The 21727-nt window shown below is 73.2% G+C and carries 20 protein-coding genes; 10 read left to right on the top strand and 10 right to left on the bottom strand.

Translation table 11 applies throughout. The features are described from left to right. Positions 1–7: 7 nt before the first annotated feature. Together ABD268_RS18180 and ABD268_RS18175 are read left to right on the top strand one after the other, a co-directional pair. Positions 8–1375, top strand: coding sequence for an MFS transporter (locus tag ABD268_RS18180; RefSeq protein WP_344155584.1), 1368 nt, complete (start codon positions 8–10; stop codon positions 1373–1375). A 139-nt stretch (positions 1376–1514) separates the two neighbouring features. Then, the gene (locus tag ABD268_RS18175; protein WP_344155581.1) at positions 1515–3185 is read left to right on the top strand and encodes an APC family permease; all 1671 of its coding nucleotides are present in this window, start codon (positions 1515–1517) and stop codon (positions 3183–3185) included. A gap of 63 nt (positions 3186–3248) precedes the next feature. Here the strand turns inward: ABD268_RS18175 and ABD268_RS18170 are convergent, their stop codons facing one another. Next, positions 3249–4331 carry a WD40/YVTN/BNR-like repeat-containing protein gene (locus ABD268_RS18170; protein ID WP_344155578.1) on the bottom strand — a complete coding sequence of 361 codons (1083 nt, stop codon included), beginning with the start codon at positions 4329–4331 and terminating at the stop codon, positions 3249–3251. A gap of 77 nt (positions 4332–4408) precedes the next feature. Here ABD268_RS18170 and ABD268_RS18165 point away from each other — a divergent pair, with 77 nt between their 5' ends. The 4 genes from ABD268_RS18165 (at position 4409) to ABD268_RS18150 (ending at position 7744) form a co-directional block, all read left to right on the top strand. After that, on the top strand, positions 4409–5266 hold the full coding sequence (locus ABD268_RS18165; protein WP_344155575.1) for an EamA family transporter: 858 nt from the start codon (positions 4409–4411) through the stop codon (positions 5264–5266). An 88-nt stretch (positions 5267–5354) separates the two neighbouring features. Then, positions 5355–5597 carry a hypothetical protein gene (locus ABD268_RS18160; protein WP_344155572.1) on the top strand — a complete coding sequence of 81 codons (243 nt, stop codon included), beginning with the start codon at positions 5355–5357 and terminating at the stop codon, positions 5595–5597. Between the two features lie 88 nt (positions 5598–5685). Next, entirely contained in the window at positions 5686–6600 is a 915-nt protein-coding gene (locus ABD268_RS18155) for an alpha/beta fold hydrolase (RefSeq protein WP_344155569.1), read from the top strand. A 1-nt stretch (position 6601) separates the two neighbouring features. Continuing rightward, positions 6602–7744, top strand: a complete 1143-nt coding sequence (locus ABD268_RS18150) for a PQQ-dependent sugar dehydrogenase (protein WP_344155566.1) — start codon at positions 6602–6604, stop codon at positions 7742–7744. 40 nt (positions 7745–7784) lie between these two features. Here ABD268_RS18150 and ABD268_RS18145 read toward each other — a convergent pair whose 3' ends face one another. The 9 genes from ABD268_RS18145 to ABD268_RS18105 all read right to left on the bottom strand — a co-directional run bounded on the left by ABD268_RS18145 (position 7785) and on the right by ABD268_RS18105 (position 17415). Further along, positions 7785–8600: an ECF transporter S component gene (locus ABD268_RS18145; RefSeq protein ID WP_344155563.1), complete on the bottom strand. Its 816-nt coding sequence runs from the start codon at positions 8598–8600 to the stop codon at positions 7785–7787. Beyond that, a complete protein-coding gene (locus ABD268_RS18140; protein WP_344155560.1) occupies positions 8597–10174 on the bottom strand; it encodes an ABC transporter ATP-binding protein in 1578 nt (525 codons plus the stop codon). Before ABD268_RS18140 ends, ABD268_RS18145 begins: the two co-directional genes overlap by 4 nt. Beyond that, positions 10171–11280, bottom strand: coding sequence for an energy-coupling factor transporter transmembrane component T (locus ABD268_RS18135; protein ID WP_344155557.1), 1110 nt, complete (start codon positions 11278–11280; stop codon positions 10171–10173). Before ABD268_RS18135 ends, ABD268_RS18140 begins: the two co-directional genes overlap by 4 nt. Next, positions 11277–11927, bottom strand: coding sequence for a hypothetical protein (locus ABD268_RS18130; RefSeq protein WP_344155554.1), 651 nt, complete (start codon positions 11925–11927; stop codon positions 11277–11279). The genes ABD268_RS18135 and ABD268_RS18130 overlap by 4 nt, the downstream gene beginning before the upstream one ends. 10 nt (positions 11928–11937) lie before the next feature. Then, the gene (locus ABD268_RS18125) at positions 11938–13128 is read right to left on the bottom strand and encodes a hypothetical protein (protein ID WP_344155551.1); all 1191 of its coding nucleotides are present in this window, start codon (positions 13126–13128) and stop codon (positions 11938–11940) included. Between the two features lie 428 nt (positions 13129–13556). Then, positions 13557–15068 carry an Asp-tRNA(Asn)/Glu-tRNA(Gln) amidotransferase subunit GatB gene (gatB, locus tag ABD268_RS18120; RefSeq protein ID WP_344155548.1) on the bottom strand — a complete coding sequence of 504 codons (1512 nt, stop codon included), beginning with the start codon at positions 15066–15068 and terminating at the stop codon, positions 13557–13559. Further along, positions 15065–16597, bottom strand: coding sequence for an Asp-tRNA(Asn)/Glu-tRNA(Gln) amidotransferase subunit GatA (gene gatA / locus ABD268_RS18115; RefSeq protein ID WP_344155545.1), 1533 nt, complete (start codon positions 16595–16597; stop codon positions 15065–15067). The genes gatB and gatA overlap by 4 nt, the downstream gene beginning before the upstream one ends. Continuing rightward, a complete protein-coding gene (gene gatC, locus ABD268_RS18110; RefSeq protein WP_344155542.1) occupies positions 16594–16893 on the bottom strand; it encodes an Asp-tRNA(Asn)/Glu-tRNA(Gln) amidotransferase subunit GatC in 300 nt (99 codons plus the stop codon). Before gatC ends, gatA begins: the two co-directional genes overlap by 4 nt. Positions 16894–16938: 45 nt before the next feature. Beyond that, positions 16939–17415: a hypothetical protein gene (locus ABD268_RS18105; RefSeq protein ID WP_344155539.1), complete on the bottom strand. Its 477-nt coding sequence runs from the start codon at positions 17413–17415 to the stop codon at positions 16939–16941. Between the two features lie 149 nt (positions 17416–17564). On the opposite strand from ABD268_RS18105, the gene ABD268_RS18100 reads away from it, so the two are divergent. From ABD268_RS18100 to ABD268_RS18085, 4 genes are all read left to right on the top strand, one after another. Next, positions 17565–18902: a PP2C family protein-serine/threonine phosphatase gene (locus ABD268_RS18100; protein WP_344155536.1), complete on the top strand. Its 1338-nt coding sequence runs from the start codon at positions 17565–17567 to the stop codon at positions 18900–18902. Continuing rightward, a complete protein-coding gene (locus tag ABD268_RS18095) occupies positions 18899–19918 on the top strand; it encodes a cobalamin B12-binding domain-containing protein (RefSeq protein ID WP_344155534.1) in 1020 nt (339 codons plus the stop codon). Before ABD268_RS18100 ends, ABD268_RS18095 begins: the two co-directional genes overlap by 4 nt. Positions 19919–20027: 109 nt before the next feature. Beyond that, positions 20028–20573 carry a SigE family RNA polymerase sigma factor gene (locus ABD268_RS18090; RefSeq protein WP_344155532.1) on the top strand — a complete coding sequence of 182 codons (546 nt, stop codon included), beginning with the start codon at positions 20028–20030 and terminating at the stop codon, positions 20571–20573. Next, the gene (locus ABD268_RS18085) at positions 20566–21681 is read left to right on the top strand and encodes a hypothetical protein (RefSeq protein WP_344155528.1); all 1116 of its coding nucleotides are present in this window, start codon (positions 20566–20568) and stop codon (positions 21679–21681) included. The genes ABD268_RS18090 and ABD268_RS18085 overlap by 8 nt, the downstream gene beginning before the upstream one ends. Positions 21682–21727: the final 46 nt, after the last annotated feature.

Here is a 21727-nt window from a genome sequence, read left to right as displayed (position 1 = left end):
CACTCCGATGACACTCAACTCCCAGTCGGCCCGGGCCGCCCGCGCGGCCGAGGGCACCGACGAGCACCGCCGCCAGATCCGCAGGGCGGCCATCGCCAGCACGGTCGGCACCACCATCGAGTGGTACGACTACTTCCTCTACGGCACCGCGGCCGCCCTCGTCTTCCCCGACGTGTTCTTCCCCAACTCCTCGCACTACGTGGGGACGCTGGAGTCGTTCGCGACGTACTTCGTCGGGTTCGCGGCGCGGCCCATCGGCGCGGCGATCTTCGGGCACTGGGGTGACCGGATCGGCCGCAAGGCCACCCTGATCGTCACGCTCCTGCTGATGGGGATCTCCACCGCCCTGATCGGCTTCCTGCCCAGTGCCCACACCTGGGGCGGCGCCGCCGCGATCTGCCTGATCGTCCTGCGCGTGCTGCAGGGCGTCGCGGTCGGCGGCGAGTGGAGCGGGTCGGTGCTGCTGTCCATGGAGTGGGGCGACCAGAAGCGCCGCGGTCTGATGGGCAGCTGGCCGCAGCTCGGCGTGGCCTGCGGCCTGATCCTGGGTACGGCGCTGCTGACGCTCTTCAACGGAGTCCTCACCGACGAGCAGTTCCTCGCGTGGGGCTGGCGGATCCCGTTCCTGCTCAGCCTGCTGATGGTCGCGATCGGTCTCTACATCCGGCTGCAGATCCTCGAGACCCCGATGTTCGCGAAGGCGGTGCAGCAGCGCCGGATCCGGCGTGCTCCGGTGCTCGAGGTGATCCGTCAGCACCCCCGGGAGATCCTGCTCTCGGCGCTGGTGCGGATGTCGGAGCAGATGCCGTTCTACGTCGTCACCGCGTTCGTGCTCGCCTACCTGACCGACGACACCCACGGCTACACCAAGAACTTCGTCCTGGTCGGGACCCTGGTCGCCGCGGGGCTCGAGTTCTTCCTGGTGCCGTACTTCGGCCACCTCTCCGACTCCGTGGGGCGCAAGCGCGTCTACATGACCGGCGCCGCCATCACCGGCATCTGGGGCTTCGCCTACTTCACGATGCTCGACAGCGGGATCAGCTGGCTGGTGTTCGTGGCGCTCTGCCTGGGCCTGGTCCCCCACGCGATGCAGTACGGCCCGCAGGCCTCGCTGATCGCGGAGTCGTTCCCGACCTCCCTGCGGTACGGCGGTGCGGGGCTCGGCTACCAGCTGGCCTCGGTCGTGGCCGGCGGGCCGGCGGCGCTGGTGGCGACGTACCTCATCCACGAGTTCGGGACCGGCTACGCCGTCGCCGTCTACATGCTGGTGTCCGCGGTCATCACGCTGTTGGCCTGCACGGGTCTGCGCGACTACAGCCGGACCGACATCGACGACGACGCGACGTACGCCCGGGCCGGGGCCACCACCGGCTGATCGATCGGGAGATCTCGACGTGGCTCAGGGGTGAATCCTTGCCCAACCCCCCGGTTTGGCGTCCCCGGGACGCGGGTACCGGAAAGTGTTCGGACGATCTCGGTCTCCACGTGCCAGACCCCTTGCAGAGAAGGTGCACATGTCCACGGACACGCAAAACGCCGCATCCGGCGACACCCAGCTCAAACGCCATGTCGGCGTCGTTGGCCTGCTGTTCGCCAGCGTCGGCTCGATCATCGGCTCCGGCTGGCTCTTCGGCGCCCTCAACGCCTCGGTCACGGCCGGTCCGGCCGCGGTCATCTCCTGGGCGCTCGGCGGGGTGCTCATCCTGCTCATCGCCCTCGTGTACGCCGAGCTGGGCACGATGTTCCCGCTGTCCGGTGGTGTGGTCAGGTTCCCCCACCTGGCGTTCGGCTCGTTCGCGAGCTACTCGGCCGGCTGGATCACCTGGGTCGCCGTCGCCACCACGGCTCCGATCGAGGTCGAGGCGGCACTGCAGTACGCCACCAAGTACGCGCCGTTCACGGCTGCGCACACGGTGGCCGGTGAGACCGTCTACACGCTGACCGGACTCGGCTACGTCAGTGCGGTCATCCTGATGGCGGTCTTCGTCGTCGTGAACTTCTACGGCATCCGCTGGTTCGCGCGCATCAACAACGCCCTGGTCGGCTGGAAGATCTTCATCATCCTGCTGGTGATCGCGGCCTTCCTGCTCAGCGCGGTCCACGGGGAGAACTTCACGAGCCACGGCTTCATGCCGCAGGGCTGGCACGGCGTGTTCACCGCGATCGCCACCTCGGGCGTCATCTTCTCCTACCTCGGCTTCCGCCAGGGCATCGAGTTCGCCGGCGAGACCGACAACCCGCACCGCAACGTCCCGATCGCGGTGGTCGGCTCGGTGCTGATCACCGGCCTCATCTACGTCGCGCTGCAGGTCGCCTTCATCGGCGCCCTCGACCCCAGCACGCTGGAGAAGTCGGGCAGCTGGTCGTCCCTGTCCTTCAGCGGTGACTTCGGTCCGCTGGCAGCGGTGGCCACGGCGCTCGGCCTCACCTGGCTGGCCGTGCTGCTGTACGCCGACGCCATCGTCTCCCCCGGAGACACCGGCCTGATCTACACCACCACGACCTCGCGGATCTCCTACGCCATGGCCAAGAACCGGAACGCCCCGCAGGCACTTGCGCGGACCACCGACCGCGGTGTCCCGATGGTCTCGCTGATCGTGACCTTCCTGGTCGGTCTCATCGTGTTCCTGCCGTTCCCCAGCTGGCAGCAGCTGGTCGGCTTCATCACCTCGGCGACCGTGCTCTCCTTCGCCTCGGGTCCCCTGGTGCTGGGCGCCCTGCGTCGCAACCTGCCCGACGCCGAGCGGCCGTTCAAGGTGCCGGGCGGCCACATCATCCCGGTGCTCGCCTTCTGGGCCTCGAACATGATCGTCTACTGGTCGGGCTGGGACATCGTCTGGAAGCTCGCCATCGCGGTGGCGATCGGCTTCGTCCTGCTGCCGATCTACAAGGCCCTCGGCAACGACGTGCCCGAGCTGGACTTCGCCGCGGGGGCCAGCTGGGTGCTGCCGTGGCTGGGCGGCCTGGTGCTGATCTCGTGGCTGGGCAACTACCCCGAGCCGGCCGCCGGCAACCTCAACGTCCTGTCGTTCCAGTCGTCGGTGCCGCTGATCCTCGTGTTCTCGGTCGTGGTCTACGCGCTGGCGATGAAGTTCTGCCTGCCCACCGGCGAGATGGAGCGCCACATCGAGGCGACGCGGGCCGAGGCGGAGCTCGAGGACGAGGAGCTCGAGGGCTCGCACTGACGCGAACCTCCCGATCGAAGTGACATCGACCCGCCCAGGTCTCCTGGGCGGGTCGACCTCATCTCAGACGGCCGCGGCGCGCACGCACATCACGTCCGGCAGGTCGCAGACCAGCTGTCGCCACGTGTCGCCCTCGTCGGCCGAGCCCCAGACCGCCCCGTTGCGGGCGCCGAAGTAGAGGCCCGCGCGCTCGTGGTCGTCGGCACACATGGCGTCGCGCATCACTGCCACGAAGAACCCGTCGGGCAGCCCCTTGGCGAGCTCCTCCCAGGTCTCCCCCGCGTCCCGCGAGCGCCACACCCGCGCCTTGGCCTGCGGCGGGTAGCGGCCGTCGCCACCGTTGATCGGGAACACGTAGACCGTGTCGGGCTCGTGCGGGTGCACGACGATCGGGAAGCCGAAGTCCGCCGGCAGCCCGGCCGCGATCGAGTGCCACGACCCACCGTGGTCGTCGGACCGGTAGACGCCGCCGTGGTTCTGGAGGTACAGCCGCTCCGGTCGCGCCGGGTGCCGGGTCACCTTGTGCACGCACTGCCCGAACTCGGGGTACTGCTGGCCCTCGGGCAGGAACTCCGCCCGGATCCCCTGGTTGCGCGGCTGCCACGAGGCGCCGCCGTCGCTGGTCTGGTAGACGCCGCCGGTGGACAGGGCGACGGTCACCGACCCCGGGTCGGCCGGGTGCGGCAGCACGGTGTGGAATGCCTGCCCCCCGAAGCCGGCGTTCCACTGCGGCCGGTGCGGGTGGTCCCACAGCGCCTGCTCCAGCGCGAACGTCTCACCCCCGTCGGCCGAGCGGAAGACAGCCCCCGGCTCGGTGCCGGCGTAGACGACACCGGGCTCGGCGCCGGGCACGAGCTGCCACACCCGCTCCACCGTCGCGTCGACACCGTCGGGGAAGCGCACGGCACCGCCCGGGGTGTCCTGCCACGTCGTCCCCAGGTCCTCGGAGCGCCGGACCTGCGGGCCCAGCCACGGGGAGGACGTGCCGGCGAGCAGGCGTGGACGATCACCGCGGGTGTCGACCAGGCACGAGTACACCTCCTCCATGTCGAAGTGAGGGCCGGTGAACTCCCAGTCCTCCCGGGCCTCGTCCGAGGTCCCCAGCCACAGGCCCTTGCGGGTCCCCACCATCAGCACGGTGTCCATCCAGATGCTCCCTTCGCGCGGCGCGTCCCAGCGACCCGTTGGTCACAGCATGCAGCGTCGACACCTAGATTGACCCGGTGACTTCCCGAATTTCACCGGTCTGGCTGGTGCTTGTCGGGATTCTCTCGGTGCAGTTCGGCGCCGGCGTGGCCAAGAGCCTCTTCGACGAGGTCACGCCCACCCTGATCGTCTGGCTCCGCCTGGTCACCAGCGCCGTGGCGCTCGTGCTCCTGGCCCGCCCGGCGCTGCGACGGCGTACCCCCCGGGACTGGCTCGTGGTGGGCGGCTTCGGCGCGAGCCTCGGCATCATGAACTGGGCGATCTACCAGTCCTTCGCACGCATCCCCCTCGGGATCGCGGTCACCGTCGAGTTCGTCGGCCCGCTGACGCTGGCCGTGCTCGGGTCACGACGGCCGCGCGACCTGCTCTGGGTGCTGCTCGCCGCGGTCGGGGTCGGCCTGCTGGGGCTGGAGCGCGGCCACGTCACGCTCGCCGGCGTCCTGTTCGCGCTGCTCGCCGGCGCCGCGTGGGCGACGTACATCCTGCTCAGCGCGCAGACCGGGCGCCGCTGGCCCGGCCTGGACGGGCTGGCCGTCGCCAGCGTCGTCGCGACGCTGCTGCTCACCCCCGTCGCGCTGCACTCGGGCGGCTCGGACCTCGCCGACGGGCGCATCGTGCTGCTGGGCGCGGCGGTGGGGCTGCTCAGCTCTGTGATCCCCTACAGCTGCGAGCTGGTCGCGCTGCGCTCGCTGCCTCCGGCGGTCTTCAGCATCCTGATGAGCCTGGAGCCGGCCGCCGCGGCGCTGGTCGGCATCGTGGTGCTCGGCGAGTTCCTCGCACCGGTGCAGTGGGTTGCCATGGCGTGCGTCGTCGTGGCGAGCGTCGGTGCCACCCGCAGCAGCAGCGGCGCGCTCACCGAGCCGGTGCCGGACTGAGTTCACGCAGCCGTCACACGACGTTGACGCCGGCGACGCGAGCGGCTCCTAGCGTGGAGGCACGACCACGTCCCCGGGGGAACCACTCATGAACGTCACCGCCATCCTGGCCCAGCCGCTGACGCCGCTCACGCAGCCGGCACAGCGTCTGGTCAGCGCCGTCGTGAGCTGGCCGGTCGAGTCCCAGCAGCGGGCCCGACGCAACGCCCTGATCGCCTCCACCGCGCTCGCACAACGGCGTGCGGAGCTCGACGAGGTCGAAGAGTTCCTCGCCTCCCTCGGCGGGAGCTCGGCAATGGAGGACGCAGCGCAGGCTGCCGCACACGGCTGAGCCCACCGGTGTCCGCCGTGCCGGACCCACCGGCGGGCTCAGCCACTCCTCCCACTCCCGTCACGCCGGCTGAGGCAGAATCGGGCGCATGCCCGCCTCCGCAGCACGCACCGTGACCGAGACCGCCGTCGAGTTCCACGACGTGCTGTCCGACGACGGAACCCGGCTGCGTGCGTGGACCAACGACCCGGACGGCAGCATCGACGGGCCCACCGTGGTCCTGTGCAACGGCCTGGGCACCAACCCCTGGGCCTGGCCGGCCATGCTCCGCCCCGACTGCGGCGTGCGGGTGGTCTCCTGGAACCACCGGGGCACCGGAGGTTCCGATCGGCCGGCCGACCCCGAGCACGTCGGCATCGACGCCTTCGTCGAGGACGGCCTGTCGGTGATGGACCACTTCGGCGTCGACCGAGCCGTGCTCGTGGGCTGGTCGATGGGCGTCAACACGATGTTCGAGCTCGCGCTCGCCCATCCCGAGCGGGTCACCGGGCTGTTCGCGGTGGCCGGCGTACCCGGCGACACGTTCTCGACCATGCTCGGCCCGCTGTGGCTGCCGCGGTTCGCGGCCCGGGCCGTCACCGTGAACCTGTCGCGGGCACTCAAGCTCGGCGGCAGGATGCTGACCCCGGTCGCGTCCCGGCTGACGGTCGGCCCGCGCGGGATCGCGGTGCTCACGCGTACCGGGTTCATGTTCCCGGTGCCCGACCCCGAGCTGGCCGCTGTCGCCGTCGCCGAGTTCCTCAAGACCCCGGTCGACTGGTACTTCCACCTGGCGCTGCGCACCTCCGAGCACGGCCGGGTCTCGCTCAGCCGGCTGCGGGTCCCGGTCGAGCTCGTCGCCGGCAGGTTCGACCTCCTGGCCGGGGCCCGCCACATGGCCACCGCCGCCGAGCGGCTCGCCGACGCGACGTACGTCGAGCTGCGGGGCAGCCACTTCCTGCAGATGGAGCAGCCCGAGCGGGTGCACGAGCTGCTGCTGGCGTTCCTGGACCGGGTGTCCTGACATGCGCCCGGGCGTGGTGCTGACGGTGGTCGCAGCACTGGCGCTCGCGGGCTGCACGGACGACGGTGGAAAGCCCGGAGACACGCTCACCGCCAGCCCGGCGCCGTCGACCAGCTCGGCACCGCCGAGCTCGATGTCGTCGACTCCCCGGCCCGCCCGACCTCCGCGGGTGGTCGGCACCATCGCCACGGACCTCGCGGTCCCGTGGGGCCTGGCCTTCCTGCCGAACGGGGACGCCGTCGTCACCGAGCGCGACACCCGGCGGCTGCTGCGCATCCACGGCCCGGACCACACCGTCGAGCAGGTCGCCACCATCGACGCCGCCGACCCCGCGGGCGAGGCCGGACTGCTCGGGATCGCGGTGTCACCCGACTTCGGCACCGACCACCTGCTCTACCTCTACGTCACCACGCCGGAGGACAACCGGATCGTGCGGGCGACGTACACCCGCGGCCGGCTGGGACCGCTCGAGGTGGTCCTCGACGGCATCCCCAACGGCTTCATCCACGACGGCGGCCGGCTCGCGTTCGGGCCGGACGGCTACCTCTACGCCTCCACCGGCGAGACCGGCGTGGGCAGCCTCGCGCAGGACAAGGCGTCGCTCGGCGGCAAGATCCTGCGGATCACGCCCGACGGCGACCCGGCGCCCGGCAACCCGTTCCCCGACTCGCCTATCTGGTCCTACGGGCACCGCAACGTCCAGGGGCTCGCGTTCGACGACCGGGACCGGCTGTGGGCCTCGGAGTTCGGCCAGAACACCTTCGACGAGCTCAACCTGATCGAGCCGGGCGACAACTACGGCTGGCCGATGGTCGAGGGCCGCGGCGGGCAGGCCGGGCTCACCGACCCGCAGGTGGTCTGGGACCCGGCGGTCGCCTCACCGTCCGGGCTGGCCTACCTCGACGGCCGTCTCTGGCTCGGCTCGCTGCGCGGCCAGCGGCTGTGGCGCATCGACGTCGGCGGCGGACACGCCGCGGACCCCACCGACTTCTTCGTCGGGAAGTACGGCCGGATGCGCACCGTCGCGGTGGCGCCCGACGGGCGGCTCTGGGTGACCACCAGCAACCGGGACGGCCGCGGCGCCCCGGTCGCCGGGGACGACCGGATCCTGCTGGTGGACCCGGGTTCGACGGATAGTCCGTGACGTTCTGGTCGTGGACAACCGCTTGTCCGCAACCAGAGCGTCACGGAGTATCGACCGGCTCCCCCACCGTGCCGGTGACGGTGGCCCGGCGGGCCGCCCGGCGCAGGGTGGTCAGGACGGCGGGGCCGAGGACCATGATCGCAGCGGAGTTGGTGATCGCTCGTCCGGTGTCCCAGCTGCCCGTGGACGTGAGCAGCGTGTAGACGCCGAAGCGCTGCAGGTTGTCCAGCAGCGGGTCACCGGGGACGAAGGCCAGCGAGCCCTCGTGACCGGGCACGTCGATGCCCAGCGCGAAGGGCCAGGTGGAGAGGTTCATCAGCAGGCCGAACGCGTACGCCGCGACCACGCCGTACGCCACGAGCATCGCGATCTCGGCCCGGCCGGTGACCCGGCGCGGCAGCAGCCCCGCCCCCATCCCGACCCAGGCCGAGACGAGCATCTGGAACGGCAGCCAGGGCCCCACCCCGGCGGTCATCAGGGCCGACGCGAACAGCGAGGTGCAGCCCAGCACGAAGCCGAAGCCGGGGCCGAACACCCGGCCGGCGAGGATCAGCAGGAAGAACACCAGCTCCACGCCGGCGACGCCCGCGGAGAGCCCCCGCAGCAGCGCGTTGACCGCGCTCAGCACCCCGAGGACCGCGAGCACCCGCGGGTCCATCCCGCCCTCACCGACCTCGGCGAGCACCACCGCGATCACCACCGGGAGCAGCACCAGGAACAGGAACGGCGGGTCCACCCGGGCGTGCCCGGGGACCCGCACCAGCAGCGGCCAGGCCAGCATCATCAGCCCGGCGAGCGAGGCCACGCCGAGGACCAGCGCAGTTCGCGGAGCGAGCGCGACCGCGGGCCGGCTCATGACGCGTCCAGCGCGGCGACCACCTCGTCGACCCGCAGCCACGGCACCCCCAGCACCTTGGTGACCTGCGGGGCGAAGGCGGGCGACTCGGCGACCACGCGGCGTACCGGCCCCGAGGAGACGACCTCGCCGTCGGCCAGGACCACGACGTCGTCGGCGGCCAGCGCCACGAACTCCACGTCGTGGGTGGCCACCAGCACCGCGTGCCCGTCTGCGGCCAGGTCGCGCAGGATCCCGGCCAGCACGTGCTTGGCGGCGTAGTCGAGCCCGCGGGTCGGCTCGTCGAGGAGTACGACGTGGGGCCGGGCCGCGAGCACCAGGGCCAGGGCGAGCGCCAGCCGCTGCCCCTCGGAGAGATCACGGGGGTGCTGGTCGTCGGGGATCCCCGGGACCAGCCGGTCGAGAATCCGGCGGCACTCGCCGGTGCCGCCGTCGGCCGCGGCGCACTCCTCGGCCACGGTCTCCAGGTAGAGCAGGTCGGCGGCCGCCTGCGGCACCAGGCCGACCAGCCCGCGCCGGCCCGCCGGGTCGAGCCGGGCCGGGTCCAGCGCGCCCACGCGGACGTCGCCGGTGCTGCGGCGGCCGCTGCCCTGCAGCGCCCACATCAGCGACGACTTGCCCGACCCGTTGCGCCCCATCAACGCGGTGACCCGGCAGGCGCGCAGGGTGAGGTCGACCTCACGGAGCGCCACCGTGGGGCCGTGCACGACCGTCACCCTCTGCGCCTCGAGGGCGGCGCCCGAGGGCAGGTCGTCCGGGAGCGGCGGGCTGACCAGCCGCTCGCCGAGCCCGCGGGCGCGGCGACGGGCGTCCCGGACGCTCAGCGGCAGCGGGTGCCAGCCGGCAGCCCGGCCCAGCTCGACGATCGGCGGCACCACCGGGGACGTGGCCAGCAGGTGGGCGGGCTCGCCCACACGCACCGCTCCGTCGCCGGTCATCAGGCACATCCGGTCCACGAAGGGGACCACCCGCTCGAGCCGGTGCTCGGCCAGCAGCACGGAGACCCCGAGGTCGTGCACCAGCCGGGTGAGCGTGGCGAGCACGTCCTCCGCCGCGGTCGGGTCGAGGGCCGAGGTGGGCTCGTCGAGCACGAGCAGCCGCGGGTGCATGGTCAGCACCGAACCGATGGCGACCCGCTGCTGCTGGCCCCCGGAGAGCGTGCGCAGCGCCCGGGCGCGCAGGTCGGCGATGCCGAGCAGGTCCAGGGTCTCCTCGACCCGGCGCCGCATGGTCTCCGGTGGCAGCCCGAGCTGCTCCATGCCGTAGGCCAGCTCCTCCTCGACCGTGTCGGTCACGAAGCCCGCGGCCGGGTCCTGGCCGACGTACCCGACGACGTGGGCGCGCTCGCGCGGCGGCCGGCCGGCGACGCTGACCCCGTCGATCAGCACCTCGCCCTCGAGGTGGCCGCCGCTGAAGCGGGGCACGAGCCCGGTGACGACGCCCAGCAGCGTGGACTTGCCGACGCCGGTGGGTCCGGAGACGAGGACCAGCTCACCCTCGTCGATGGTCAGGTCGACCCCGTCGAGCACCGGGGTCGCGTCGTAGGCGAAGCGGATGCCACGCAGCTCGATCACGCCGCCACCTCCTGCCGGGCCGGGACCTGCACGGCGTACGGCGTGGTCGGCGGCGGTGCGCACAGGCCACCGCCGAGCGCGACCAGCGCACCGAGCAACGACACGGCGCTCACCTGGGGGAAGGTCGAGAGGTCCGGGAAGGCGAGCGGCACCTGGTGCCGCGAGACCCACCAGGCGAGGAGCGCGGTGATGACGCCGGAGCCGGCCACGGCGAGCTCGGGCCACCGCCACGGGTCCGGGCGGTAGCGCGACCGCTCGACCCGGCGGCCGGCGCTGAGCAGGCCACCCACCGCCGTGGCGGCGCCCACGACCAGCATCGGCACGGCCAGGTAGCGCGGCGCGGTCCGGTCGAGCACGGCGTACACACCGACGCAGATGCCGCACAGACCGACCAGCATCAGACCGCCGGTCAGCCGGCGGCGGGCAGGGCTGAGGCCGGCGGACCGGCCGTAGCCGCGCGCGTCCATGCCGGCCGCGAGCGCCAGGGACCGCTCGAGGGCGTCCTCGAGGACCGGCACCAGGAAGCGACGCAGCCGGCCCACACGTCCGGTCTCCCCCGCGCGCAGGCCCTGGGCGGCACGCACCCGGCGGGCGCTGTCGACGAACTGCGGCAGCACCGTCACCGCGACGACCAGGGCCGTGCCGATCTCGTAGAGCGCCGGCGGGACCGAGCGGAGCAGCCGCTTGGGGTTGGCCAGCGCGTTCGCCGCGCCGACACAGACCACGATCGTGCCGAGCCGGAGCCCGTCGTAGAGCCCGGCGAGCAGCGACTCCCGGGTCACCGGACCGAACAGGGTCACCCCGGCCACCCAGTCCGGGAGCGGGACCGTGGGGAGGTCGAGCAGCACGGCGCCGGCGTACCCGCCGCCGAAGGCCAGCCGGAAGACCACCCGGAGGACCACGATCACCATGGCCATGCCGACGTAGAGCCGGAAGGACCGCGCCCACGGCTGGTCGGACCGGCGCGCGACCACCACGACCGTCGCCACCGCCACGAGCAGCAGCAGGGCGAACGGGTTGGTGGTCATGGACGCCGCCGTGGCCAGCCCGATGGCCCACAGCCACCAGGCCACGGGGTGCAGGTCGCGCGGGAGTCGGCCGGTCACGGTCGCGGGGTCCCTCGCCGGCGGCGTACGACGGCCGTCCCCGCCGCGGCGGCCAGCAGCAGGCCGACGGCCGACGGGGCCACCCAGGCCGGGAGGCCGCCGTCGTCCCGGCTGACCCGTCCGGAGGTCGCGGCGGCATCGGCCCGGACGTCGGTGCGCGGGGCCGGGGCGGCGGGCGCACCCGGCGGCGTGGCCGGCAGCACCTCGCCCTCGTCGCCGTCCCAGGCCAGCGCGACCGAACCGCCGTCGGGGACCTCCAGGCTGTCGACCCCGGTCGTGGCGTAGCTCCACGTGTCCGAGGACCCGTCGGACCACCACAGGGACCAGTAGGCGTCGTCCGGGGGCGTGTTCACGCACGGGTCCTGCTCGGGCAGGCCCGCCACCCGGCAGACGAACCCGGGCTGGCGCTGCACGTAGGTCAGCGGCAGGCGGTTGGCCTCGAGCAGCCGGGCCACCGTCCGACCGCCACCGGCCTCGTCGCAGACATCGAGGTCGTCCCTGCCCAGCTCGTTGAACTCGACCACGACGGTCACCCCGTGCCCGGCGGCGCAGCTCGCTGCGGCCGCGGACGCCGGTGCGGGCCCAGCGGGCAGGGCCGCCGCCGCCGTCACCATGACGACAACGGCCCTGCGCACGAGGCTGCCCACGGGTCTCACCTCAGCAGGACCCGACCTGCTCGCCCTCGGTCGCACCGGCGGGCAGCCACTGCAGCACCGGGAGCGCCTCGGAGCCGGCGCGCCGGAACTGGTCGGAGGTCTTGGCCGTGATGCCCTTCTTCGCCGCGGCCGTCAGGCTCGCGTCGTCGTAGGCGATCGCCCCCACGTCGGCCGCGTCGAACCGGTCGCAGTCGACCGCCTGGTGCCGGAAGACCCAGGTCGCGGCCTTCTCGGCCGCGGCCGTCTCCCCGGCGTCGGCGAGCACCGCGCCGGCCAGGCCGGTGCTGTTGCTGTTCGCCGTCGTCGACGCGCTGCCGCCGCCGCCGAACGAGCCGTCCGACGCCTGCTGCTCCCCCAGCCAGGCGACGGCTGCGTCCACCGCGGCCGTGGCCTCCGCCGAGTCGTCCGCAGCCAGCGCCCGGACGGCGAACGCGGTGGCGTCGAGGTCGGGCTTGCTCGAGGGGTCCCCGTCGCAGCTCTGGTCCGCGGCACCGGTGTCCTTGGTGAAGTCCAGCCGGAACCAGCCGTCCTCGCACTGCTGGGCGACCAGGAAGTCGGTGGCCGCGGCCGCCTCGTCGCTGTCCGCGGCGTCGAGCCCGGTGACGGCGTACGCCTGGCCGACGACGTTCGCGTAGTCGGTGGCGCTGGCCTCCTTCTTGTCCAGGGCGTCCTGGAGGCGACCCTCGACCGGGCCCCGGTCGGCCACGGTGTCCTCCAGCTGGGCGACCAGGTCCGTGCCGCCGTACGACGTGGGGTCGGCGCCGGCGGCCTGGGCCAGCACGAGCGCCTTGGCGGTGCCGCCCGCGGAGGTGACGGTGCCGTAGCCCGGGGAGGTGTACTCGCCGACGTGCTTCGCGACCTGGTCGCTGACGGCCTGGACGGTGTCCGGCTGGTCGTCCACGGCGTGCAGGGCCAGGGCGACGTCGATGCTCAGGCCGTAGTCGTCGAGGTCGTACTGGTCGTTGTGCACCACGCCGTCGGTCACCTGGTCGTCCAGCCAGGCTGCGCCGGCGTCCAGCGCCGCGGTGTCGTGCTCCTCCGACGACGCGGCGGCCGGTGTCGGGTCGGAGTCCGAGGAGCCGCACGCGGAGACGGCGAGGGCCAGGGCGCCCAAGGCCAGGGCGGTCCGCACTCGGGTGCCTCGACGGTTGCGAGCCGGGTCGCCGGCAGGGGTGGGGTCGTGCTGGGACATCGGGGGTTCCTTTCCGCTGCACAGCGGGGAACTCAGGACGATGCCCGTGAGCGCCACCGCTGCTTTCCTCGACAGCGTGTGATCAGGACGCGTCGCAGCGGGTGCTCCGGCTCGCAGCCCCTGTCCTGCCGGGATCGGCGGGGACGTGGGGCGGCCTACGGTTGCGGGTCAGCGCCGGACTTGGACCGGCTTTCCCCAGTGCGGGCGTGATGAATGGTGGCGGCAGCCTACCAACGGACCGACCCCACCCGTCAGGGCCGTCCGCACCGTGTCCGAGCCGCCGAGTCGGCGCAGTTGCACCCGCCCGAACCGCCGAGTCGGCGCAGTTGTCCCGGACACGGGCGTGAAACTGCGCCGCCTCGGCACCGTCACGGCGTCAAACTGCGCCGCCTCGGCAGGGTCTCGGCGTCAAACTGCGCCGACTCGGCTCAGGAGAGCTTCTCGAGGATCAGCTCGCGGACCCGGCCGGCGTCGGCCTGGCCGCGCATCTCCTTCATGACCGCGCCGATCAGGGCGCCGGCGGCGGCGACCTTGCCGTCACGGATCTTGTCCGCCACGTCGGGGTTCGCGGCGATCGCGTTGTCGACCGCGGCGCCGAGCGCGCCGTCGTCGGACACGATCGCCAGCCCGCGGGCCTCCACGATCTCGTCGGGGGTGCCCTCACCGGCGAGCAGGCCGTCGAAGACCTGACGGGCCAGCTTGTCGTTGATCTTCCCCTCGTCCACGAGTGCCTGGACCCGGGCGACGTCGATCGGCGTCACCGCGAGCGCGGTCAGCTCGACGCCGGCCTCGTTGGCCCGCCGGGCCATGTCCGAGAGCCACCACTTGCGAGCCGCCTGCGGCGTGGCCCCGGCGGCGATGGTCTCCTCGACCAGGCCGAGCGCGCCGGCACCCACGGTGTCGCGCATCTCGAGGTCGGAGAAGCCCCACTCGGCCTGCAGCCGGGCGCGCTTCTGGGTGGGGTTCTCCGGCAGTGTGCCGCGGAGCTCGTCGACCCACTCGCGCGACGGGGCGACGGGCACCAGGTCGGGCTCGGGGAAGTACCGGTAGTCCTCGGCGTCGGACTTCTCACGACCGCTGGTGGTGATCCCGGTGTCCTCGTGCCAGTGCCGGGTCTCCTGGAGGATCTTGTGTCCCTCGTCGAGCACACCGGCGTGCCGTGACATCTCGTAGCGGACCGCGCGCTCCACCGAGCGCAGCGAGTTGACGTTCTTGGTCTCGGTGCGGGTGCCGAGCACGCCCGAGCCCTTCGGCGACAGCGACAGGTTCACGTCCGCGCGGATCGAGCCCTGGTCCATGCGCGCGTCGGAGACGCCCAGCGCGACGATCAGCTCCCGCAGCTGTGCGACGTACGCCTTGGCGATCTCGGGCGCCCTGTCCCCCGCGCCGAGGATCGGCTTGGTGACGATCTCGATCAGGGGGATGCCGGCCCGGTTGTAGTCGACCAGGGAGTACTCCGCGCCGTGGATGCGCCCGGTGGCACCGCCGACGTGCAGCGACTTTCCGGTGTCCTCCTCCATGTGCGCGCGCTCGATCTCGACCCGGAAGGTCTCGTCGTCGCCGCCCTCGTTCGGCACCGTGACGTCCATGAAGCCCTCGAACGCGATCGGCTCGTCGTACTGCGAGGTCTGGAAGTTCTTCGGCATGTCCGGGTAGAAGTAGTTCTTCCGGGCGAACCGGCACCACTCCGCGATCTCGCAGTTGAGGGCGAGGCCGATCCGGATCGCCGACTCCACGGCCTTGCCGTTGACCACCGGCATCGCGCCCGGCAGGCCGAGGCAGGTCGGGCAGACCTGGGTGTTCGGCTCGGCGCCGAACTCCGTCGGGCAGCCGCAGAACATCTTGGACGCGGTGTTCAGCTCGACGTGGACCTCCAGGCCCAGCGCCGGGTCGAAGCGCTCCAGCACCTCGTCGAACGGGACCAGGATGTCGGCGGTCATCGGGACACTCCGCTTCGTCGATCGAGCTTGTCGAGATCAGGGGCCTTGTCCAGCAGCGGGCTCCCCCACTGCTCCAGCAGGGCCGCCTCGAGCGCGGCACCGACCCGGTAGAGCCGGTCGTCGGCCAGCGCCGGCGCGAGGATCTGTACGCCGGCCGGCAGGCCGTCCTCCTCGGCGAGGCCGCTGGGCACCGAGATGCCGGGGACGCCGGCGAGGTTGGCGGGGATGGTCGCGAGGTCGTTGAGGTACATCGCGATCGGGTCGTCGAGCTTCTCGCCCAGCTTGAACGCGGTGGTCGGCGCCGTCGGCGAGACCAGCACGTCGGCCTTCTCGAACGCCGCGGCGAAGTCGCGGCTGATCAGCGTGCGGACCTTCTGCGCCTGGCCGTAGTAGGCGTCGTAGTAGCCGCTGGACAGCGCGTAGGTGCCAAGGATGATCCGGCGCTTGACCTCGTCGCCGAAGCCGGCGTCGCGGGTGGCCCGCATGACCTCCTCGGCGCTGGGGTTCTCGATGTCGTCGGGCAGCACCCGCAGGCCGTAGCGCATCGCGTCGAACTTCGCGAGGTTGCTGGAGGCCTCGGCCGGCAGGATCAGGTAGTAGGTCGCGAGCGCGTGCACGAAGCTCGGGCAGGACACCTCGACGACCTCGGCGCCGGCCTTGACCATCAGGTCGACCGACTCCTGGAAGCGCGCGAGCACGCCGGCCTGGTAGCCCTCGCCACCGAGCTCCTTCACGACGCCGATGCGCACGCCGGTCAGGTCGCCGGCCGCGCCGTGGCGGGCCGCCTCGACGAGGGAGGGCAGCGGCTGGTCGATGCTGGTGGAGTCGAGGGGGTCGTGGCCGCCGATGACCTCGTGCAGCAGCGCGGAGTCCAGCACCGTCCGGGTCACCGGACCGGCCTGGTCGAGGGAGTTGGCCAGCGCGACGAGGCCGTAGCGCGACACCCCGCCGTACGTCGGCTTCACGCCGACCGTGCCGGTGACGGCGCCGGGCTGGCGGATCGAGCCGCCGGTGTCGGTGCCGATGGCCAGCGGCGCCTCGAAGGCCGCGACCGCGGCCGCGGAGCCACCGCCGGACCCGCCGGGGATCCGGTCGAGGTCCCACGGGTTGTGGGTCGGGCCGTACGCCGAGTGCTCGGTGGAGGAGCCCATCGCGAACTCGTCCATGTTGGTCTTGCCGAGGATCGGCAGGCCGGCCTGCTTCAGGCGCGCGACCACCGTGGCGTCGTACGGCGGGACCCAGCCCTCGAGGATCCGCGAGCCGCAGGTGGTCGGCAGCCCCTGGGTCGCGAGCACGTCCTTGACCGCGATCGGGACGCCGTCGAGCGCCGAGGCGGGCGTGCCCGCGGCGCGGCGCTCGTCGGCGGCGGCCGCCTGGGCGAGTGCGCCCTCGGCGTCGACGTGGAGGAACGCGTGCACGGCGCCGTCGACCTCGGCGATGCGGTCGAGGTGGGCGCGGGTGATCTCGACCGAGGTCGTCTCCCCCGCCGCGAGCGCGTCGGCGAGCTCGGCCGCCGTACGCCGGATCACTGCTCGTCCCCGAGGATGCGGGGCACGGCGAACCGCTGCTGCTCCTGCGCGGGGGCACCGGAGAGCGCCTGCTCGGCGGTCAGGCCGGGGCGCACCACGTCGTCGCGGAAGACGTTGGTCAGCGGCAGCGCGTGCGAGGTCGGGGGGACGTCGTCGCCGGCGACCCCGCTGATCGAGGCGACCGACTCGAGGATCACCGACAGCTGCGGTGCGAGGTGGTCGAGCTCGGCGTCGGAGAGGTCGATCCGGGCGAGGTTCGCCAGGTGCGCGACCTCGTCACGGGTGATGTCAGGCATGCGCACAATCCTAGGAGAGCCGGTCGCGGCGTTGCCCCCCGGCCGTCACGGCTTGCCCGGCCCGTGGGTGGATCCGTGGCCCGGTGTCGGGTGCGGCTTGTCCTTCTGCGGCTTCCCGTGGCGCTTGGTGGGCTGCGAGGTGGTCGGTGCCGAGGGGGCGGGCTGCGCAGACGGGGACGTCTCCGGGGGCTGCGCGGCCGGGGTGGCCTGCGGGCTGCGCGCCGGCGACGAGGGCTCGGGCCCGCCCATCGGCGCCGTGGTCGCCGGGGCGCTCGGGCCCGCCGTGGCCCGGTCCCCCTGCCCGTCCCCCGCGCCGCGGGACCCGGGCTCGGCTCGCAGCGGTCGGCTGCCCGGGTCGGGGCTGCCGAGGAGCACGGCGCCCACGACCAGGCCGGCCAGGACCAGGCCGCCCGCGACGGCCACCGCGGCGCCTCGCCCGATCACGACGGAGACCCATGCCCAGGACTGGCGGTCACGGCGGTGACGGCGCTCGGGCCGGGCCGGGCTGGTGGGGCGGAACATCCGGGGAATGCTACCTGCGAGGGCCTTCACCCTTTAGGGCGTAACTTGCCGGAAGGGGTGTTGAAGACGCGCGGATCGCGACCACCGGCACCTAGACTCCACCGGACGCATGCGCCACTCGGGCTGTGCGCAACGGCGGGAGCAACCGGTTGACGACCTCGGTTCGTGAGCGACACGCGCGCCTGCTCGCCGAGTCACGCTCCGCCGAGCCGCGCGCCCGGCTCGCCCAGGCCTCCACCCGGGCCGAGTTCCTGCTCCGGCTCTCCCGCACCGTCTCGGCCATCCAGAACCCCCAGCGCGCGCTCGAGACCCTGGTCTCGGTGCTGCTGGAGGACATGGTCGACGTGGCGCAGGTGGTGGTGCGCACCGGCCAGTGGCAGCTGGTCTCCGGCGCCGTGCAGGGCGGCTCCGTCCACAACACCGCCTCCCGCGTCGTGGACGGCACGCCGGCCGACCTGGAGAACGCCCTGCGCCGCGGCCTGCACGACGACGTGGTGCTGCCCAAGTCCGGGGCTCCCCGCCGCCGGGCGCTGGCCGCCTTCCTGCCGGACCCCGAGCTGGCGGCCGAGGTCGACGCGCTGGGCTGCGAACAGCTCGCCGTGCTCCCGCTCACCGCCCGCGGCCGTTCCTTCGGCGTGCTGGTCATCGGCCGCGCCCCCGGCTTCGGCTTCGGCGATGCACAGAACTTCCTCGACGACCTCGCGGCCCGCGTCGCGGTGGGCCTCGACGCCACGCTCGTGGTCGCCGAGAGCCGGTACGTCGCCTCGGTGCTGCGCCGCTCGCTGGCGCCCACCGACCTGCCGCAGGTGCCCGGGCTGCGGCTGGCGACGTACTACCGCGTCGCGCACCAGTCGCAGGAGCTCGGCGGCGACTTCCTCGACGTGCACGGCGCCGACGACGACCTGATCCTGCTGTGCGGCGACGTCGCAGGGAAGGGCGTGGAGGCGGCGGTCCACGCCAAGCGGATCCGCAACGCGGTCCGTACCGCCTCGCACGTCGACCGCTCCCCCGGCTGGATCCTGGGACTGACCAACACGGTGCTGGTGAACGAGGCCGAGGAGTTCTCCGAGGGCATGGCCACCGGGGTCTGCGCCCGGCTCCGCCCCGACGGGGACCGGCTGCGGGTCGACCTGGCCAACGCCGGACACCCGCCGGCGCTGCTGCTCCGGGCCGACGGCACCCTGGAGGAGGTGGCGACCGAGGGCGTGGCCCTGGCGCTGCTCGACGGCGTCACCTACACCGAGGCGCAGGTCACCCTGGGTCCGCTGGACTCGCTGCTCGTCTACACCGACGGCGTGACCGAGGCGCGCGGCGTGGACGACCTGTTCGGCGACCGCCGCCTGCGCGACGCCCTGCGCGGGTTCGGCGGGCTGCCACCGTCGGCGCTCATCGAGTCGGTCGCCGTCGCCGTCTCCGACCATCTCGGCGAACGGGCGCACGACGACATCGCCATCTTCGCGGTGCAGTTCAGTCCGGAACCATCGTGACCACGCCGACGGCCACGGTCGCGGGCGCCGAGCTGGACGCCTACTGGACCGCCGTGGCCGCCGGTGACGAGCGCGCCGCGTGTGCCGCGGCCGCCGCGAGCCGCGACCGCGGGGTGCCGCTGCCCGAGGTGCTCGCCGACCTCGTCGTCGCGGCCCAGCGGCGGGTCGGCGACCTGTGGGCCGCGAACGAGTGGACCGTCGCCCGTGAGCACGCCGCGACGGCGGTCGGCCTGGCGGTGGTGCGGCGCCTCGGCGCGGACGTGCCGACGCCCGTCTCCGGCCCGGTGCTGACCGTGGCCTGCGTCGAGCGCGAGTGGCACGCCCTGCCGGCCATGGTGGTGGCGCTGATGCTGCGGGCCCGGGGCTGCCGGGTCACCCAGCTCGGCGCGAGCACGTCGCGCGACCACCTCGTCAGCGCGATCCTCGACACCGGCCCCCGCGCCGTGCTGCTCAGTGCCTCGCTCACCTCCTCGCTTCCACGGGTACGCCGACAGGTCGAGGCGGTGCGGGGCACCGGGACCCCCGTCGTCCTGGGCGGGCGCGCCTTCGGCAACGACGGCCGCCGCGCTCAGCGGCTCGGGGCCACGGCGTACGCCGGCTCGCCGGAGGTGGTCCTGGAGGTGGTGACCGCGCTCCCGCTGCACGTGCCGTCGGCCGGCCCGCTGCGGCACCCGGGCGCCTTCGAGGCCCGCAGCATCGAGGCGGAGAGCGACACGATCAGCCGGGACGTCCTCCTGGCCACGGATGCCGCGCTCGGGCTCGGGCACGCCGACCGCGACCTCGCGACGGACGACTGGCGCGTGGTGCTGGCGACGTTCGTCCCGCACGTCATCGACTGTGTCGCCGGCGCGCTCCTCACCGAGGACCCGACGGTGTACGCCGAGACCCGCGGCTGGCTGGGCGGGGTGCTGGCCGTGCGCGGCGCGGCCCCGCAGGCGGTCAGCGTCGTGGAGCAGGCGTTGGCCCAGCGCCTGCACGACCACCCCGAGGCCGTGCGCCTGATCGCGGGCGCCTGACCGCGAGCGCCTGACCGCGCACGATCGCGGGCGCGCGAGATCGAGGACGGGTCCCAACCGATCGGCGGCTCGCCGCATCTGAACAGGTGACCGAGCCCGAGGAGAGTCGATGCCCCACCTGACCGGACGACCGCCGTCCGACGCCCGCGTCACCGACGAGCAGTTCACCGAGTTCGTGCACGCGTCCTGGTCCTCGCTGTACCGCACGGCGTACCTCCTGCTGGGCGACCACGCCGAGGCCGAGGACCTCGTCCAGTCGGCGCTGGCCAAGACCTACGCCAGCTGGCACCGGGTCCGTGACCTCAACGCCGCCACGGGGTACGCCCGGACCACGATGGTGAACACCGCCTCGTCGTGGTTCCGCCGCCGGTCCTGGCGCAACGAGCGTCCCTCCGAGGCGCTGCCGGAGAGGGCCCACGAGCACGACCTCACGGATCGGCCGCTGCTGGTCGACGCGCTGGCCCAGCTGCCCCCGCGGCAGCGCGCCGCCATCGTGCTGCGCTACTACGAGGACCTCAGCGTCGCGCAGACCGCCGCCGCGCTCGGCTGCTCCGAGGGCACCGTGAAGAGCCAGACCTCCGACGCCCTCGCCCGCCTCCGCGCACTTCTCGGGGACTCCGTCGTCCCCCAGACCCTGGGAGCCCACCATGACTGAGCGCCTCAGCGCCCTCCTGCACGACGAGGCGTCCGGCCTCGAGATCCCGCCCCCGTCCGCCCCGACCGTGCTGGCCCGCGGCCGCTCGCTGCGCCGCCGGCGCCGCGCGGCCGGGGTCGCGGCGGCCCTCGCGGTCGTGGCGGTCGTCGGCTCGGGTGCCGTCCTCACCACGAACGTCCTCCGGCACGACGATCGCGCCGTCGAGCCGGCCGGGCCCAGCACGGGCGACGGCGCGGTCTTCGCGGTCGGCACCACCGTGTTCTACGACGGCGGCGAGCACCGGACCACCATCGACGACAAGGCGATCAAGTCGATGTACTTCACCTCGGCCGGGCTGCTGGTCCGCCACGGCAACAACAACTTCAGCGACGGCGGCGGGCCGCAGCGGTTCTCGCTGGTCACCCCCGACGGCACCGAGGAGCCGCTGTCGGTGGTGACCGAGGAGAACGTCCCGGGGGTCGACCCGCGCCAGCCCTACCTCGCCTACACCACGGTCGAGCGCGGCACCGTGCACCTGCTCGTCCACGACGTCACCACCGACGAGAACGTCGCCGACGTGACCGTGCCCGGTGACCTCACCTGGGGCGGCTGGTCGGGCCCTCCGGTCGCCCTGGCCGGCGACACGGCGTACGTCGGGACCGACAAGGTGACCTACGCCGTCGACTGGCGCACCGGCGAGGTCGCCACCACGACCACCGTGCCGCCGGGCTACCCCGACGTGCAGGGCGGACGAGCGGTCACCGCCACGAGGACCCGTGTCGCGGTGGTGGACGTCGCCACCGGGAAGACGCTCCTGGACCTGCCCCGCCACGGGTCGGGCTACCTGGACCTGTCGCCCGACGGCCGGTCCGCCATGCTGTTCGACGTCGACGACAACAGCTTCGAGGTGTACGACGTCGACACGGGCAGCCACGTGACGATCGACGGCGCGTCGTACGACTACGGCTGGACTCCCGGCGGCGACCTGTTCACCCTCCGCAAGCACCACGTGGTCACCTGCTCGACGTCCACCGCCGAGTGTGCGACCGGGTCTGCGGAGGTCCCGACGGAGGGGGGCGGCGTCTCTCCCGAGGACGTCCGGTTCGCGGGCCGGTCCTATGAGTCCTGAGGAGAAACCCGGTGAGGCGACGGCCCTGCGACCCGTAGGGTCGTCG

Origin of the sequence: Nocardioides koreensis (assembly GCF_039531775.1) — a bacterium.
Classification (GTDB): domain Bacteria; phylum Actinomycetota; class Actinomycetes; order Propionibacteriales; family Nocardioidaceae; genus Nocardioides; species Nocardioides koreensis.
Note: the sequence above shows the minus strand (reverse complement) of the source record. Positions and strands in the feature narration are given on the sequence as shown.

What these genes read in the sequence shown, in the direction of transcription:
- ABD268_RS18150 (WP_344155566.1), top strand. Translation starts at nt 6,602, where the DNA reads ATGCGCCCGGGCGTGGTGCTGACGGTGGTCGCAGCACTGGCGCTCGCG.
- ABD268_RS18145 (WP_344155563.1), bottom strand. Translation starts at nt 8,600, where the DNA reads ATGAGCCGGCCCGCGGTCGCGCTCGCTCCGCGAACTGCGCTGGTCCTC.
- ABD268_RS18085 (WP_344155528.1), top strand. Translation starts at nt 20,566, where the DNA reads ATGACTGAGCGCCTCAGCGCCCTCCTGCACGACGAGGCGTCCGGCCTC.
- ABD268_RS18170 (WP_344155578.1), bottom strand. Translation starts at nt 4,331, where the DNA reads ATGGACACCGTGCTGATGGTGGGGACCCGCAAGGGCCTGTGGCTGGGG.
- gatB (WP_344155548.1), bottom strand. Translation starts at nt 15,068, where the DNA reads ATGACCGCCGACATCCTGGTCCCGTTCGACGAGGTGCTGGAGCGCTTC.
- ABD268_RS18155 (WP_344155569.1), top strand. Translation starts at nt 5,686, where the DNA reads ATGCCCGCCTCCGCAGCACGCACCGTGACCGAGACCGCCGTCGAGTTC.
- ABD268_RS18105 (WP_344155539.1), bottom strand. Translation starts at nt 17,415, where the DNA reads ATGTTCCGCCCCACCAGCCCGGCCCGGCCCGAGCGCCGTCACCGCCGT.
- gatC (WP_344155542.1), bottom strand. Translation starts at nt 16,893, where the DNA reads ATGCCTGACATCACCCGTGACGAGGTCGCGCACCTGGCGAACCTCGCC.
- ABD268_RS18125 (WP_344155551.1), bottom strand. Translation starts at nt 13,128, where the DNA reads ATGTCCCAGCACGACCCCACCCCTGCCGGCGACCCGGCTCGCAACCGT.
- ABD268_RS18090 (WP_344155532.1), top strand. Translation starts at nt 20,028, where the DNA reads ATGCCCCACCTGACCGGACGACCGCCGTCCGACGCCCGCGTCACCGAC.
- ABD268_RS18180 (WP_344155584.1), top strand. Translation starts at nt 8, where the DNA reads ATGACACTCAACTCCCAGTCGGCCCGGGCCGCCCGCGCGGCCGAGGGC.
- ABD268_RS18160 (WP_344155572.1), top strand. Translation starts at nt 5,355, where the DNA reads ATGAACGTCACCGCCATCCTGGCCCAGCCGCTGACGCCGCTCACGCAG.
- ABD268_RS18175 (WP_344155581.1), top strand. Translation starts at nt 1,515, where the DNA reads ATGTCCACGGACACGCAAAACGCCGCATCCGGCGACACCCAGCTCAAA.